This is a genomic window from Streptomyces mobaraensis (genome assembly GCF_020099395.1).
Classification (GTDB): Bacteria; Actinomycetota; Actinomycetes; order Streptomycetales; family Streptomycetaceae; genus Streptomyces.
In genome coordinates this window covers 5,293,606-5,307,405 of record NZ_CP083590.1, presented here as the reverse complement: position 1 = coordinate 5,307,405, position 13,800 = coordinate 5,293,606, and the positions used below count along the sequence as shown (strand labels likewise).

17 protein-coding genes and 1 other RNA gene are annotated in these 13,800 nt (G+C 66.1%); 8 read left to right on the top strand and 10 right to left on the bottom strand.

Features of this window, described 5'->3' with window-relative positions:
- The first annotated feature begins 44 nt into the window (after positions 1-44).
- Positions 45-448, top strand: an RNA gene (rnpB, locus tag K7I03_RS23330) — RNase P RNA component class A.
- A 168-nt stretch (positions 449-616) separates the two neighbouring features.
- On the opposite strand, the gene K7I03_RS23325 is transcribed toward rnpB, so the two are convergent.
- Positions 617-1,348 (bottom strand): XRE family transcriptional regulator, encoded by a 732-nt coding sequence (locus K7I03_RS23325; protein WP_221902497.1) that lies wholly within the window; start codon positions 1,346-1,348, stop codon positions 617-619.
- 198 nt (positions 1,349-1,546) lie between these two features.
- Between K7I03_RS23325 and K7I03_RS23320 the strand changes: the two genes are divergently transcribed.
- The 4 genes from K7I03_RS23320 (at position 1,547) to hemC (ending at position 3,542) form a co-directional block, all read left to right on the top strand.
- On the top strand, positions 1,547-1,786 hold the full coding sequence (locus K7I03_RS23320) for a DUF7848 domain-containing protein (RefSeq protein ID WP_185940584.1): 240 nt from the start codon (positions 1,547-1,549) through the stop codon (positions 1,784-1,786).
- Positions 1,768-1,896 (top strand): hypothetical protein, encoded by a 129-nt coding sequence (locus K7I03_RS33890; RefSeq protein ID WP_260630031.1) that lies wholly within the window; start codon positions 1,768-1,770, stop codon positions 1,894-1,896. Before K7I03_RS23320 ends, K7I03_RS33890 begins: the two co-directional genes overlap by 19 nt.
- Positions 1,897-2,148: 252 nt before the next feature.
- Entirely contained in the window at positions 2,149-2,580 is a 432-nt protein-coding gene (locus tag K7I03_RS23315) for an NUDIX domain-containing protein (protein ID WP_185940585.1), read from the top strand.
- Positions 2,577-3,542, top strand: coding sequence for a hydroxymethylbilane synthase (gene hemC / locus K7I03_RS23310; protein WP_185940586.1), 966 nt, complete (start codon positions 2,577-2,579; stop codon positions 3,540-3,542). Before K7I03_RS23315 ends, hemC begins: the two co-directional genes overlap by 4 nt.
- Before the next feature lie 120 nt (positions 3,543-3,662).
- Here the strand turns inward: hemC and K7I03_RS23305 are convergent, their stop codons facing one another.
- From K7I03_RS23305 to K7I03_RS23275, 7 genes are all read right to left on the bottom strand, one after another.
- The gene (locus tag K7I03_RS23305) at positions 3,663-4,997 is read right to left on the bottom strand and encodes a DUF3987 domain-containing protein (protein WP_185940587.1); all 1,335 of its coding nucleotides are present in this window, start codon (positions 4,995-4,997) and stop codon (positions 3,663-3,665) included.
- An 88-nt stretch (positions 4,998-5,085) separates the two neighbouring features.
- Positions 5,086-5,847 (bottom strand): Lsr2 family DNA-binding protein, encoded by a 762-nt coding sequence (locus K7I03_RS23300; RefSeq protein ID WP_185940588.1) that lies wholly within the window; start codon positions 5,845-5,847, stop codon positions 5,086-5,088.
- 619 nt (positions 5,848-6,466) lie between these two features.
- The gene (locus K7I03_RS23295) at positions 6,467-7,381 is read right to left on the bottom strand and encodes a hypothetical protein (RefSeq protein WP_185940589.1); all 915 of its coding nucleotides are present in this window, start codon (positions 7,379-7,381) and stop codon (positions 6,467-6,469) included.
- Between the two features lie 17 nt (positions 7,382-7,398).
- On the bottom strand, positions 7,399-7,767 hold the full coding sequence (locus tag K7I03_RS23290; RefSeq protein ID WP_185940590.1) for a hypothetical protein: 369 nt from the start codon (positions 7,765-7,767) through the stop codon (positions 7,399-7,401).
- Between the two features lie 51 nt (positions 7,768-7,818).
- The gene (locus K7I03_RS23285) at positions 7,819-8,190 is read right to left on the bottom strand and encodes a helix-turn-helix domain-containing protein (protein ID WP_185940591.1); all 372 of its coding nucleotides are present in this window, start codon (positions 8,188-8,190) and stop codon (positions 7,819-7,821) included.
- A gap of 265 nt (positions 8,191-8,455) precedes the next feature.
- Entirely contained in the window at positions 8,456-8,983 is a 528-nt protein-coding gene (locus tag K7I03_RS23280) for a hypothetical protein (RefSeq protein WP_185940592.1), read from the bottom strand.
- Complete coding sequence (locus tag K7I03_RS23275; protein WP_224347176.1) at positions 8,980-9,153, bottom strand: helix-turn-helix domain-containing protein; 174 nt, start codon at positions 9,151-9,153, stop codon at positions 8,980-8,982. The genes K7I03_RS23280 and K7I03_RS23275 overlap by 4 nt, the downstream gene beginning before the upstream one ends.
- A gap of 114 nt (positions 9,154-9,267) precedes the next feature.
- On the opposite strand from K7I03_RS23275, the gene K7I03_RS23270 reads away from it, so the two are divergent.
- Together K7I03_RS23270 and K7I03_RS23265 are read left to right on the top strand one after the other, a co-directional pair.
- The gene (locus tag K7I03_RS23270) at positions 9,268-9,831 is read left to right on the top strand and encodes a winged helix-turn-helix domain-containing protein (RefSeq protein WP_185940593.1); all 564 of its coding nucleotides are present in this window, start codon (positions 9,268-9,270) and stop codon (positions 9,829-9,831) included.
- 170 nt (positions 9,832-10,001) lie between these two features.
- Complete coding sequence (locus K7I03_RS23265) at positions 10,002-11,063, top strand: tyrosine-type recombinase/integrase (RefSeq protein WP_185940594.1); 1,062 nt, start codon at positions 10,002-10,004, stop codon at positions 11,061-11,063.
- 142 nt (positions 11,064-11,205) lie between these two features.
- Here the strand turns inward: K7I03_RS23265 and K7I03_RS23260 are convergent, their stop codons facing one another.
- Positions 11,206-11,949: an alpha/beta fold hydrolase gene (locus K7I03_RS23260; protein ID WP_185940595.1), complete on the bottom strand. Its 744-nt coding sequence runs from the start codon at positions 11,947-11,949 to the stop codon at positions 11,206-11,208.
- Between the two features lie 172 nt (positions 11,950-12,121).
- Between K7I03_RS23260 and K7I03_RS23255 the strand changes: the two genes are divergently transcribed.
- A complete protein-coding gene (locus K7I03_RS23255; protein ID WP_224347175.1) occupies positions 12,122-12,655 on the top strand; it encodes a hypothetical protein in 534 nt (177 codons plus the stop codon).
- Here the strand turns inward: K7I03_RS23255 and K7I03_RS23250 are convergent.
- On the bottom strand, positions 12,598-13,800 hold the full coding sequence (locus tag K7I03_RS23250) for a bifunctional RNase H/acid phosphatase (RefSeq protein ID WP_185940596.1): 1,203 nt from the start codon (positions 13,798-13,800) through the stop codon (positions 12,598-12,600). The two genes, K7I03_RS23255 and K7I03_RS23250, sit on opposite strands and share 58 nt — an antisense overlap.

Genomic DNA, 13,800 nt, shown 5'->3' with positions numbered 1-13,800 from the left:
GACCGCCTCCCCCGACCGCCCGGTACCATGGTCGACACGGCGGACGAGCCGGCCGGGCGGCCGCGTGGGATCTTCGGATCCCCCGAGGAACGTCCGGGCTCCACACGGCAGGGTGGTGGGTAACGCCCACCCGGGGTGACCCGCGGGACAGTGCCACAGAAAACAGACCGCCGGGGATCTTCGGATTCCCGGTAAGGGTGAAACGGTGGTGTAAGAGACCACCAGCGCCTGGGGTGACCCAGGCGGCTAGGTAAACCCCACCCGGAGCAAGGTCAAGAGGGGCCGCCTTCACCGGCGGCCCTGCGCGGACGATCGAGGGCTGCCCGCCCGAGTCCGCGGGTAGACCGCACGAGCCTGCCGGCAACGGCAGGCCTAGATGGATGGCCGCCTCCCCAGGGCCCGCAAGGGCCCCGGGAGACAGAACCCGGCGTATAAGCCGACTCGTCCGTCGGCCATCTTGCGACAGACCCCCTGATCTGCTTAAACAGCAGGTCAGGGGGCCTTTTGCTGCTGAGCCGCCCACCGCGTCATTCCTGGGTGATCATGGCCGTTCCAGCCCGTTTCCGGGCATCGTGTGGCGATGGTGTGGCGGCGGTGGAGGCCGGAGCGAAGGCTGTCAGGGGCGCCGGTTGTACTCGGCCATGGTGGTCTTGGAAGTGGACGCGTCCTTGAACGTCAGCTCCCACGGGCCGGTGTTCACATCGAAGTCCTTCCCGAAGCCGACCCACTTGCCGATCATCTTTCGGCCAGTAGGTTCGACGAGCAGTTGCAGCGCCCCGTGGTAGACCGCCCCGGCGTAGTAACCGCACTGAGCGGTCTCCTCCCGCCACGTACCCGTGACGACGTTGCCGTCCACGGTCAGGTCCATCGTCAGCGGGGAATCCGGGTTGGAGGAACCTTCCGGCAGGGACCGCACGGTCAGCTTGTTGCCGTGCTGGATGATGACGACGAAGTGTTCGCCGGTGAAGTCGGATCCCCGGCCGGACGAGTGGTACTCGTACCGGGAAAGCCAGATACCCGACAGTGTCCCGTGGTTGCTTTGTTTGGGCATGGGGGCAGTGCCTTCCGGGGCTGTTGCGGCTCCCACCTCTACCACCTCTCCTTGCACCGGCCCGTGGCCGTTCATCACGGCCGGATTTTTCGATCGAGCGTTCGGCACCGGTAGGGCGAACCCTAGGGCCTCAATCGGCAAGCCGGTCACTCGTTCCAGGGGTCTCACGTAGACGGGCCGGGGCATCCCGACCGCTCCCGACTCCCACCGCTGAACGTTGCGCTTTGCACACTCATTCGGTTGCCCAATCTCCTGACCGGCCTCACGTATAGCCCGGGCAAGATCATCCTGGGACATACGCAGGCTGACTCTCACGGCGCGAAGGATCGTGTTCGGTTCGGCCACGCTTCGACAGTAGGCCCGAAGGCGACAGTCCGTCATGGCTTTTGACCGATGAATGACGCCGATATGACGCCTTGACGGTCGCCGCGCCACTACAGAAACCGCCGGTAGACCTATCTCCACGACGGGGGCCATGGAGAAGGGACGAACTGCATGGCTGTACGCACTGTGATCCGGATGGCCAACTGGACCGTCCAACTCGACGGGGAGCCGGACGCCAAACGGCCCACGTACGCCCTGGAATGCGACATCTGCGGCGAGGGGTCTCCAAGGGGCACCGACGAGGACGAGGCGACGCAGTGGATCTTCCACCACGTGAAGACCAACCCGTCGCACAACTCCTACACGGAGATCGTCAAGCGCGGTTGGCGCGCATGGATGAGGCAGTCGTGATCCGGCGGAAGATCCTCCGCTGGGCGGGGCCCATCTGGGCCTTGACCGTCGTCCTTTCCACGGCGATGGCGGTCTCCCTGGCGATTCTCGGCAACCCGCACCACTCCTGATCTTCCGCTCTCCGATGGCGACTCCTGTACTCCCGCGCAGCGCTCCGCAACGCGGGGCCGGCGGAGAGCGGGCCCCACCGTCCACCTGGTGGCGCCACAGCGACCGGCAACGCTCCTTGCCCTTGCTTCCGGCCCCTCCGCTACGAGGGGAGCGGAGGGACAGGAACCCCACGTGCGAACACACCGACTTCCACGACAAGGTCAAGCCGTATGACCGTCACTCCCGCACCGGGACACCCGATGAGGTCCTGCGTGCTGATCACTAACTCCCAGGGGCATGCGCTCGTTGTTACTCCTGCGAAGCAGAACGCGCCGTGGATGCTTCCCGGCGGGCTCGTCGAGCAGGGGGAGTCCCCTCTTGACGCCGCTCGGCGGGAAGTCCGCGAAGAACTGAACCTCGACCTCGGCGAGCGCATCCGCGAACTGGCAGCCGTCGAATGGCTTGCTGCCACCCGACCCGGGCGACGCGACCGGCTCGTGTTCGTCTTCGCAGGCCCCCAACTCCGGCCCGACGAAGAGGAGAGCATCATCTTGCAGCACGACGAGATCGCCTTCTGGCGCTGGATGCCTGTCGGCGACTTGATCTCGCAGTACCCCCGCATCGCGGCCCGCATCGTCCCGTGGCTCCATCAGCCCAACAGCACCTCATACCGCGAGACAAGGCACCCGGAAGGAACCTCATGACCGACTTCGCCGACCGCCCCCTGCGCATCGGCACCCGCAGTTCACCCATGGCACTCGCTCAGACCGAACACGTCTCCCAGCTCCTCCGCGAACTGGTGCCCGGCCTTGCGATCCAGGTGAAGCCCACTACGACGGAGGCGGACCTCTGGCAGGGGGACCTTGCACGGCTCGGCGGCAAGGGCCTGTTCGTCAAGGACATCGACGCGCAACTTCAGCGCGGAGACATTGACATGGCGATCCACTGCCTCAAGGACGTGCCCGGTGACGTCCCGATGCCGCAGGGCCTCGTGTTCGCCGCCATGCTCCCGCGGGCAGACGTCCGGGACGTTCTCTTGGTCCCCGAGGGATCGACGGTCAAGACACTGGCAGATCTTCCCCCCGGCGCCGCCGTGGCCACCACAGCTGTACGTCGCAAGGCCCAGATCCTCAAGGTGCGCCCCGACCTGAACGTGATCAGGGTGCGCGGCGCGGTCGGGACCCGCGTCGAGAAGCTCGACCGCAAGAAGGGTGATCTTCAGGCAGAAGCCATGGTGCTCGCCCGCGCCGGACTGGAACGACTCGGCATCGAAAGCCGGATCCGCCACGAGTTCTCGGTGCACGAAATCCTTCCGGCCGTGGGCGCCGGCGTCCTCGCCCTGGAATGTCGCCGCGACGACGGCCCCGTCGCAGCCCTGCTGGAACGCCTGAACGACCCCAAGACGCAGACCGAGGCCACTGCCGAGCGGGTCATGCTGCACGGCCTTCGGGGCCACTGCAACAGCCCCATTGCTGGGTACTGCACTACCGATCCCGATGGACAACTCAGCCTGCGTGGCATGGTGTTCTCCCGCGATGGCTCGAAGTTCGTTCACGCCCACATCTGGGGCGAGGCATCGAACGACCCCGGCACCCTCGGTGCCCGTGTCTCCGCCGAACTACTCCGGCAGGGTGCCCGGGACATCATCGAGGGCATCCCTCACTAGACCCCATCCGGATTCCCGGTGAAGGCTGACGACCGGGCGGAGTCACCCGAAGCGTGAACGGTCACGGCAAAGTCCCCCACCCGTCTTTGGGTGGGGGACTTCGTTTGTTCGGGCTACCGGTCAGAGCAGGGCTAGGAACGGGTTCCCCTCCGGGTCCGGACCGGGCCGAGTGATCGGCTCGGGCGTGGACCGATAGGCGTCCAGTCGGACGACCGTCGCGGGACCGTTCTCATCCTCCACGCGGGCCAGCTGCCTCGCAGGGGGAGAATGCGTCTCCACTTCGGCCAGGCGGAAGACGTTGGCGGGGCGCCCCCCGTTCCCCTTCTTCTCTCTGCTCACGACGATGCCAGGCAACGCCTTGACCTCGGCGGCCGTAGCACCCACGTACGGAAGTATCTGGGACGACGTAGCCCGACCACCGTGCATTTCGATCCGGGCCCGGACCTTGTCCGCAAGGCTGAGCGGCTGCCGCTTCACTTTGGGCGCGTCGGCCCCCTTGCTGATCCGGACAGCATCCTGGACGGAGCGGCGCACCAGGGTGAGCGCCGCCCACAGCATCTCTTCCGTGATGGTTTCGGAGCACTCGGACGCGGCAAGGCAGGCCCCGACTCTGAGCGTCTGCTCTGCGGTCCGTTCGATGAAGACTGCCTGTGTCTCCGGGAGCGTCTCACCAAGGATGCGGGCGTACCGTCGCACAATTCGCCACAGTGGCCGGGCGTCCTCGGCAAGGGTGATCACGCGGGGGCGGGCCGTGGCCCAGCCGTAGGCGTCGGCCAGTTCGGCGCCGTCAACCTTCGGCAGGCTCACTCGGTCGTCGTCCAGCATCGGAACCGACCCCAGGAGAAAGGGCAGGATGCGGTTGTACGACCCCCCGGCCGCTTCCGACTCGCCCACGTACTTGGCCCAGTCGGACGGGGTGATGTGGGAGTGCAGCACCATTGCGGGATCGCGGACCTCCTGCGCCTCTTCCTTGGTGGTGTTCCGGAGGGTGGCCCCGTCCCACGCGGCCCGGAGTTTGGTCGTAAACGACGGATCGCGCTTGACCCGCTTCAGTACCTCGGTCCATTCCTCTTCCACCACCAGGGCCCGCACGTCCCGACCATGCTCGGTCTCGGCGGTGGCTTCCTGCTGGTCCCACAGGTGGTTGACGAGGCTGGCCCCGGAGGTGATCCCAGAAGTGGTGTGGGTGGCCAAGAAGCGGCCCAGGGACTTGTCCAGGGCGTGATGAGCGGCCCGGAGCGCGGTTCCCTTACCGCGTCCCGTTCCGGCCACCAGGGCCGACCACAGCAGCACAGGGCGGGCAGAGCCACGGGACGACACCTTGACCGTGCCGCCGATCGCGGCCGACCACATCGACAGGAGAGCCACGTAGATGCCGAGGGGATCGGTTTCCGTAAACGGGGCGAGCTTACGGACGGCACGGCCGATCGGACCGTAGAAGGCGGGGGTGGTCATGCTTCCTCGAAGTCCATGAGTGAGAGTTGAAGGTGAGGCAACCGGGGAGGGCGGGCGCATGGAGCGCCCGCCGCAGCGGGGGCGACCTTCAGGCCGCTACCGCTTTTCCCTCGGGCATGGTCTTGCGGCTCAGTTCGTAGGCGTGCCGCACGTGCATCGGTATGCGTCCCTTGTCGGGCACCTTGTATCCGTTCTCACGGGCCCACGAGCGAACCAACCGGTTCCGCTCCCGCTCACTCATCCCCGACCGACCGGTCTTCACCGGCTCAGGAATCGGGTCACCACCAACCAACTCCCCCGCTCTTACGGCATCTTTGAACCGGCCCGGGGCCTGGACATCCATCACCGGCAACCCACGTTCAGCGGCGTCCCGAAGCTTGTGCCCAGCATGCTCCCCACGCTCACCAAGGATCAGAAGAACCGTGGAGTCATCGGCACGCCCCACCACCTCGTACCCCAGGTTGCGCACGGCTTCTCGTGCGGTGTCCCAGTCGTATCCCGGCACCTCACCCGCGATCATCACGGACCGCACAGGCTCAGGCTCATTCGCTTCCTCGCTCGCGTCCTGCGCTTCGCACTCCGCCACGACAGGTGACGGCTCAACCACAGGTGCGGGATCAAACTCAGGAACCGGCGCGCTCAGGGGCTCCGACTCGGTTGCTTCCCCCTCGGCAGGGGTGCCCAGTGCATCGCACAGGTAGCGGCCGAACACAACGTCGTGCTCCAAGCACAGGTCCCACGAGTACCTTCCCAATGCCAGAGTCGATGACGCTTCCACCTCGGTTCCGTCCTTCGCGATGTGGGCATCGCACAGAACCTTTTCTACGGGGACCAGAACCGTCTTGCGCATGGCATTCCTTAGTTCGTTGGGACTGAGAGGCGAGGAGAGCCGGATCCTTCTTGGCGACCCTTCCCGGTCCGCACGATCGCCGGTCGGCGGAACCGAAATCATCATGCCCTGCAAACGAACTAACTCAATCCAAATTGGGCCGTGAATCAATTCATAGACACTAACACGCCCAAAACTCTTCCCGCTTAATGCATCCGGGGGATATCATTAGATTGAAAGAAAAAGGACCCACCGGGGGTGCCTCTTTCCGACCGTGTACGGGTATCAAACATTCAGAAGTCTCAACCTCTACTGCATTTCAGGGTTGAAGAATGAGATGTGGGGCGGCTCAACAGAGGCAATAAGGAATGGAATGTGGGCCTTTGAGTGTGAGTCGCGCCCCATCTGCGGCCTCAACCTCACGGAATGGCGAAATGACATCTACTCGAACACCTAGGCGCGGGAAGCCGTCCACCCAAGATGGCCAAGCCCATTGTCACGGTGTGCCGATGGCCGGCTGACTCCTTGCAGGACGGAAAGCGAGAAGAAGCTGAGCAGCATCCCCCGGGTTAGTCCTGACTCAACAAAAAAAGGGGGGCCTCCGCCGAATTGGCAGAGGCCCCACATCATCTCTACAAAATCAAGCAGCAGTCGGCCACTCCACAGCGGCCTTCACGATTCCCTTGGTCGGCTTCGATTCATCGAACACGTTGCCTGGCTTCTGGGTGTCCATTCCCGGGTACCGAACGATCTTTCCGCCATAGAGGTGGAGTGTATCCATATAGTCGCCCCGGTACTTCTCTGACTGCCCCAGGCGGAACCCGATGAACTGACTGGCGTAAGTGGCAAAACCTAGCTGCCCTGCCACCATGTCCACTCCCTTGGGCATAGCCGTGGTAGACAGCACCGTGAAGCCAGCGAGACGCGCCACGACCCCATTAATCGTCACACCGGCTTCACCGTAGGCTCCAGCGTTGGCAATAGCCGGATGTTCAATCAGGTAGCGTTTAACACGCGGCGAGACCACCACATACCTGAAATTCGGGGGGACGTCGTTTTCATCCAGGGCCAGCATCATGTCTAGGACAGTCCCATAGAGCGCTTGGGGGGCATTCCCAGGGACGGCCTTGACATTGGGGAGCGGCGTGGCCCCCTTCGCGATCACGTTGCCCATGAAAGCATCGGCCTCGCGAGCTAGAGCCCGGATCATCTCCTGGTTAATCGGGGAGCGCAGCCCCCCGGCTGACTGAACCTTTTCGACGTCCTCCACGAGCACCTGAAGGTACTTCGCTTCGGTGATCTGAAGTTCCTGGTCAACAGTCTCCGGCCGCTGAGAAGTCATCCCGTCCGGGAGCTTGTAATCCCCCACAGTGGGTCGCATCAGCGAGTTAACATGAACAACGTCGCCCTGCTTGCGAATGTCTCCCTCGTAGGCCCTGTTGCACACGATACGGGAGGCCCACACCAATTGTGAGTCAAACTGTGTCAGTAGCTCAGTGTTCCAAACCTCCGGAACAAAAGAGTGGCTGAACTGATTCTGATAGCTGTAAGTCAAGCAAATCTCCTATCTTGTTATCGGCGACGACCGTCAAGGGACGGTACGGGTACGCCAACGCCACGGCCGCTGTAGTGGCCCGCTCCCATCAGCTTGGGGAGGTCCAGCCCTGTCGGCTCCCCGTGCACCCGCACCGCCTCACGGATGTTCTCCGCCGAAGGCCAACCGTCCTCGCCAAGAAGCTTTGGGGCGTCTATGTACTCAAGGACGTGGGATACGTTTACACCGTCATGGGCTGCTTGGGCCTTGAACTCAACCAGCGCCAGCCTGGCGGCATACTCGCGCTGCACCTCGGCACGAGCCTCGGCGCGAACAGCCTCGAAGGGATCGATGGCGTCAGCCGGCTGGACCTCGGTCACATCGGTGGTGGGGTTTTCGTCGCTCATAGCGACACCTCCTAAGTGTCGTGATTCGAAGGGCTCTTTGGGGTAGATGACCTAGAGGCCCCTGGCCTCGAAAGCGGCTCGATCTTTCTCCGCCGCATTGGCGTCAGCCTTGGCCATCAGGATTCGACCCGATCCCTGCGTCTCGTGGCGCAGTGCCTCGGCTGCATAAATGGCCTTGATAAGCACGGCCCGACCGTCGTTGTCATCGGCCGGATCCTGAACTACTTGCTCCACTAGCTCAGCGATGCTGACGCGTAGGTGGTGAGCAAGCCTGACGGAAGTGAGGAAACTCGGACGGAGTTCCCCGCTCTCATACTTGTAGATGGCCGTTGCCGAGACACCACAGAGATTGGCGAGGCGAGCGGCAGACAGGCCCAGTTCCTTTCGGCGCGCCTTGCCGCGCACAGGGTCATAGAGATTCACTCACTCTCCAAGCAAGAAGTCTCAGTGAGAAGTTGAGTCACCCCCCCTTAAAGGGGGGGTGACTCAATCTTCAACTCAAGAGAACTGAACTAACTTTTCTCTTCATTAAGTACGTAGGTGTCACCTACTGGGGTTGGTGACGGTACCGCTTGGAGATGTGGCGCATGTCACTGTAGGGGGCCGCCTCACAGCGGCCCACCTGCACGGGGTTCGGCCAAGGCCTTCACCCCTCTATTAAGAGGGGCCGTAGAACTCGCTCTTGATATCAAGCGGCCGAGGTCGTCACTCCGTTAACGCCCCGACTCAGGCGGTTCCGCACACCACGGGCCCAGGCTGCCGAAGCGAAGGCGCCGCCGCGGCGGGCGATGTTGTCGCACTCCGCCTCCCACTGCTGCGCCTCCTCCATCGTGCCGAACATCCAGTCCTCTTGAGCGTCGTCCCAGGCGATGTTGTGCCCGTGCGTAGCGCACTCCTCCCGCTTACGGACCGACCTGGCATCCAGCGAGGCCACCCCGTGCGGCACCAGCAGGCACCGCGCCGATGCCGAGGGTGCGAGTTGTCCGGCCTTGATGAGGGACAGGCGCGCCTGCCGGTAGCGCCCCGCGCTGTAGGGCTCGCCTTTCTCGTTCGTCAGGATGGCCTGCAACTCCCCCGAGCCGAGCGGAGCGTGCCCGCCCCGCTGCATCCGGTCCATGGCCAGCAACCACATGCGCAGCTCCAGGTGGAGCGTCGCGCATCCGATGGCCGGGTTCGTGTGCTCCGGCCGGTAGACCTTGACGAATCGGCGGCTCACTCCGCCCCCTGCTCGTCCAGCCAGCGATCCAGGTCCACCGGCCGGCACCGGAGGGACTGCCCGACCTTCCGGAACGGGATCCGCTCACGCTTCCAGTTCCCATACACCCAGGACCGGGGCTTGGTCAGGTAGTCGGCCACCTCGTCAACGGTCATCAGCTTGGGCTGCATCGTCCTCCTCTGGGCTCAGTTGCCGGGCACGGGTTCAAGCCCGCCGCCCGAGAGTTCAGAGATTACGCGCATGTCGATGCACTCTGCCAATTCGAATCGTGTTACCTTGCCGACGTGAAGACAAACCTGCCGCCTGGTTGGCGGCTCGACGATCCGAACGACCCACAGACTCTCGTTTGGGAGGAGCGACGCGGCCCTTGGCTGCTGCGTGCAACCTGTCCGCTGTGGGCGCCCTACGAAGGGCCAGGGAAGGTGTCAGTCCTTCTGAAAGGCCCGGACGATGAAGCAGCCGGCGGGGTGCCCGTGGATGCCCTGCGGACCTTTCCACTGAGAGAGGTCAAAGCTCAGGCCCGCAGTCTGCTGGCCAGGGTGAAGGAAGACTTGGCGCTGTCCGAGGTGTGGGGAACGCCGTTCGACGACCTGCCCCAGCGGTGCCGCCATGATGCCGACTACGCGGTCTGGGCGGTGGCCTGGATGCTGATCAACCGCATCAGCAAGACCTCCCCCGTCAAGGCGCTGACAGAGCGGACGGGGCTGGCTCAGTCCACGGTCTCCACCCGCATCGCGAAGCTGCGCAAGGCCGGACTCATCGACGACGACAACCAGATCACCGCGCGGTGCCAAGCCATCTTGGAGGCTCGCGCGGCGGCCCTCTTCGACGACCAGGAAGGCAACTAATCAACATGGCGGTCACCAAGCGGTGCAAGTGCCCCTGCCTGTGCGCTGACCAGTGCCGACACAAGGACCCCGCCAAGTGCATGTGTCGGGGACGGTGCCAGTGCGAGCGGAAAGGCTGCTCCCACGGCTGGACGGCCCGAGTCCGCGACGCCAACGGCGACACGGCCGACATGACCTTTGAGAAGAAGTCGGAAGCCCAGGCGTACGAGCGGAAGGTACGCGAAGCCAAGTCGCAGGGGATCGCTGTTCGGCCCCGGCACCTGAAGACCACGTTCAAGCAGTGGTCGGCCGAATGGCTCGTGGCCAAGGAACGGAAGCCCGGCACACAGGACTCGTACGAGCGGAACATGCGGAACCACATCTCCCCCGAGTTCGGCGGGATGCGGCTCCACAAGATAGAGCCCACCGACGTTCAGCGCTGGATCAACGGCCTGACAGCCAAGGGTCTTGCGCCTGCAACAGTCCACCTCGTCTACAAGACGTTCCGGGCCTGCATCAACTCGGCGGTCAGGAAACGGGTCATCCCCTTCTCTCCGTGCGTCGACATCGACCTTCCCAAGCTCACGAAGAGACGCGTCATACCCGCCTCCCTGGCCCAGGTCATGGGTCTCTACGAGGAGCTGCCCAAGCACTACCGAGCCTTGGTCCTGATCGGCGCATGCTGCGGACTCCGTTCGGGTGAAGCGTTCGGGCTCTGCCGGGACGCCATCGACTTCGATGGTGGGACCCTCGTGGTGAAGCGCCAGGTGATCAAAGTCAGGTCCAAAGCGGTACTGGTGGACGGTGCAAAGACGGAGACGTCGTTCGGCCGCGAGGTTCCGTTCCCCAACCTGGCCAAGGCCGTCGTCCTCAAGCACGTTGAGGAGAACGTTCCCAGCGGTCGGGACCTTCTCTTCGTGACCTCCCGGGGCAACCTCATCCGACGGGACGCCTTCTACAAGCAGTGGAACAAGGCCAGGGCAGCCGTCGGGCTGCCGGACGGGTTCAGGTTCCACGACCTCCGGCACACGTTCATCTCGACGGCGCTCAAGGAGGGCGCGCCGCTGTCGGAGGTGAGCCTGTGGGTAGGGCACGCGTCCGAGGCCGAGACCGAGGGGACGTATAAGCACCAGGTGCCCGGGTCTGCTGCGGCCGGGCGGAAGTTCCTGGACAGCGTCTTCACCCTCACCGGTACCCACTTCGTGCCGCCGCCCGCCGTGGTGGAGGTGGAGGAGTACGAGGAGGCGGCATGAGTGGCGGTCCTCAGACATGTGGCGATTCAGTGGCGATCAGGCAGCCCAGGGGGATGAAGCAGCAGGTCAGACCCCATAGGGAGACTATCCCCGGCGGACAGGCCGGCTCGTCCGCCCTCGCAGAACTTCCGTGCTCCCCCGGTCAGATCGAGCCGGCCGCCTTGTCCAGCAGCGCCGCCAAGTCCGCGGGACGCGAGAGCATCGGCCAGTGGCCCGTCGGGAGGTGGTGGAGGTCCATGCGGGCCATGGGGGCGAAGACCGGGTTGCCGGTGGCGGCCAGGGTGCGGGCCTGGTCGGGGGTGAAGGTGCAGGTGATGACCGTGGCGGGGACCTCCGCGGGGTTCGCGGGGCGGTCCAGGGTGCCGGTCACCGTCGCGAAGGGCTGGGGGGTGGACAGTGCGCGGAGGCGGGTGAGGTGGTCGTCGGAGAGGCCGGCCAGGTCGTCTGGGGCCGTCGCCGGGTCGAACGGCGGGGGCGGGAGCCGCCAGCCGTCGCCCTCCTTCGTGACCTGGTCGCGCCAATCGGACTGCGTCTGCGGGTCGTTGAAGTCGATCACCGCCATGTCCGCCGGCAGTGCGCCCGTGTCCACGTACACGATCCGCGCGATCCGGTCCGGGATCCGGGCCGCCGCTCCGGCGACCGGCACGCACGCCCCGCTGTGCCCCACCAGCACCACGTCCCAGAGGTCACCGTCCTCGATGACGCGGACGACGTCGTCGGTGTGCGTGTGGACGTCCACCTCCGGCGTCGCCTCGGCCGCCCGTTCGGCCAGGCCGGTCAGGGTGACCGGGTGGACGCGGTGTCCCGCCGCCCGCAGTGCCCGTGCCACGTCCTCCCAGACCCATGCGCCCAGCCAGAACCCGGGGATGAGAACGATCTCGGCCATCGCCGCCTCCTCTTTCCTTGCCGTCTGCCGTGTTCGGCCGAGCGTAGGGGGGATGGCGGACAGGAGGTGGCCTACATGGAGCGTGCCGGTCCCCTCGCGCTTCCCCGGCGTCAACTCGCCGCCGTGCCAACGGTGATCATCGGGCCGGAACGGCGATAACCTGCCCCATGCCATGAACGAATTCGTTGACGAGGCACGCTCACGCGTCGCACACCTGCTCAGGATGGCCAACACGACGGACGACGAGGTGAGGGCGCGGCTCATCGCGTACGCGGACGCCACGCCCGAGCCGCCGATCATGGACCGGGCGGGGATCGTCACCACGGGCTGTGCCCGGTGCCGGGGGACGGCGTGGCGGCGGCAGGACAGGGACGGGCCCGTGTGGGTGTGCGGGTCCTGCGGGTACGTGGAGGGGGTGACGGTGGAGTGCCCGCACTGCGCGGTGGACATGGAGCCGCCGCTGCCCGGGGCGCCGGACCTGTGGTGCTGCCCCGAGTGCCCCCGCACCGCGGCCACCGGCGAGGGGCCGCGGGAGATCGAGGAGCGGGAGCGGGAGCGTCAACGGCGCCGTAACGGCGGGCTGTTGGGGCGGACCGTCGTCGGGACCGGTGTGATACGAAGCGGCGGTCCCGACGGCGGCCCCCCGTCTCAGCGCAGGTGCGACGTATCGTTCAGCAGCCGCAGCGACGTGTTCCCGTCCGCGTAATAGGCCACTGCCGACAGCGACGCCGCCGACAGCTCCATCTTGAAGAGCGACTCCGGCGGGGCCCCAAGTGCCAGCCGCACCAGGGACTTGATCGGGGTCACGTGCGACACCAGCAGCACCGTCCGCCCCGCGTAGCGGGTGAGGAGGCGGTCGCGGGCGAGGGCGACGCGGCGGGCGACGGCCGCGAAGCTCTCGCCGTCGCCGGTGGGGGCCGCCTTGGTGGAGGCGAGCCAGGCGTCGAGGTCGGCCGGGTGACGTTCCTGGACCTCGGCGAACGTCAGGCCCTCCCAGGCGCCGAAGTCGGCCTCGCGCAGCCCCTCTTCGATGTGGACGTCGAGTCCGAGGCGGGACGCCACCGCGCCCGCCGTCTCACGGCAGCGGCGCAGGGGCGAGCTGACGACGGCCTGGATCGTGCCGCGCGCGGCCAGCGCGGCGGCGACGGCCTCGGCCTGGCGGCGGCCGGCGGGCGACAGTCCGGGGTCGGAACCGCCGCTTCCGGAGAATCGCTTCTGCGGGGTGAGCGCGGTCTCGCCGTGCCGGAGCAGGACGAACGTCGTCGGCGCCCCGAGGTCGGCGGGCGCGGCCCAGCCGAGGGGCGCGGCCTTCGGTTCCCCGAGCGGTTCCCCGAGCGGTTCCGCAGGGGCCGGACCGACCGGCGCCGGCTCCACCGGCGCCGCGGCGTCCGAGGCACTGACATCCGGCCGCGGGCGTCCCGAGGGCTCCCAGGGCAGCCCCCGCTTCCCCGCGTCCATGGCCTCGTTGGCGAGCCGGTCGGCGTGCTTGTTGCGCTCGCGCGGGATCCACTCGTAGACGACGTGGTCCACGGGGAAGACCAGCCGCGCCCGGGCGGCCAGCGGCCGCATGTCCGGGTGCTTGATCTTCCAGCGGCCGGACATCTGCTCCACGACGAGCTTGGAGTCCATCCGCACGGTGATCTCCGCGTCCGGGTCGAGCGCCCGCGCGGCCTCCAGACCGGCGATCAGCCCCTTGTACTCGGCCACGTTGTTGGTGGCGGTGCCGATGAACTCGGCGGCCTCGGCGACGACCTCGCCGGTCGCCGCGTCGAGCACGACCGCGCCGTACCCGGCGGGACCCGGGTTGCCCCGGGAGCCGCCGTCGGCCTCGACGACGAAGCGGTGGGCCAT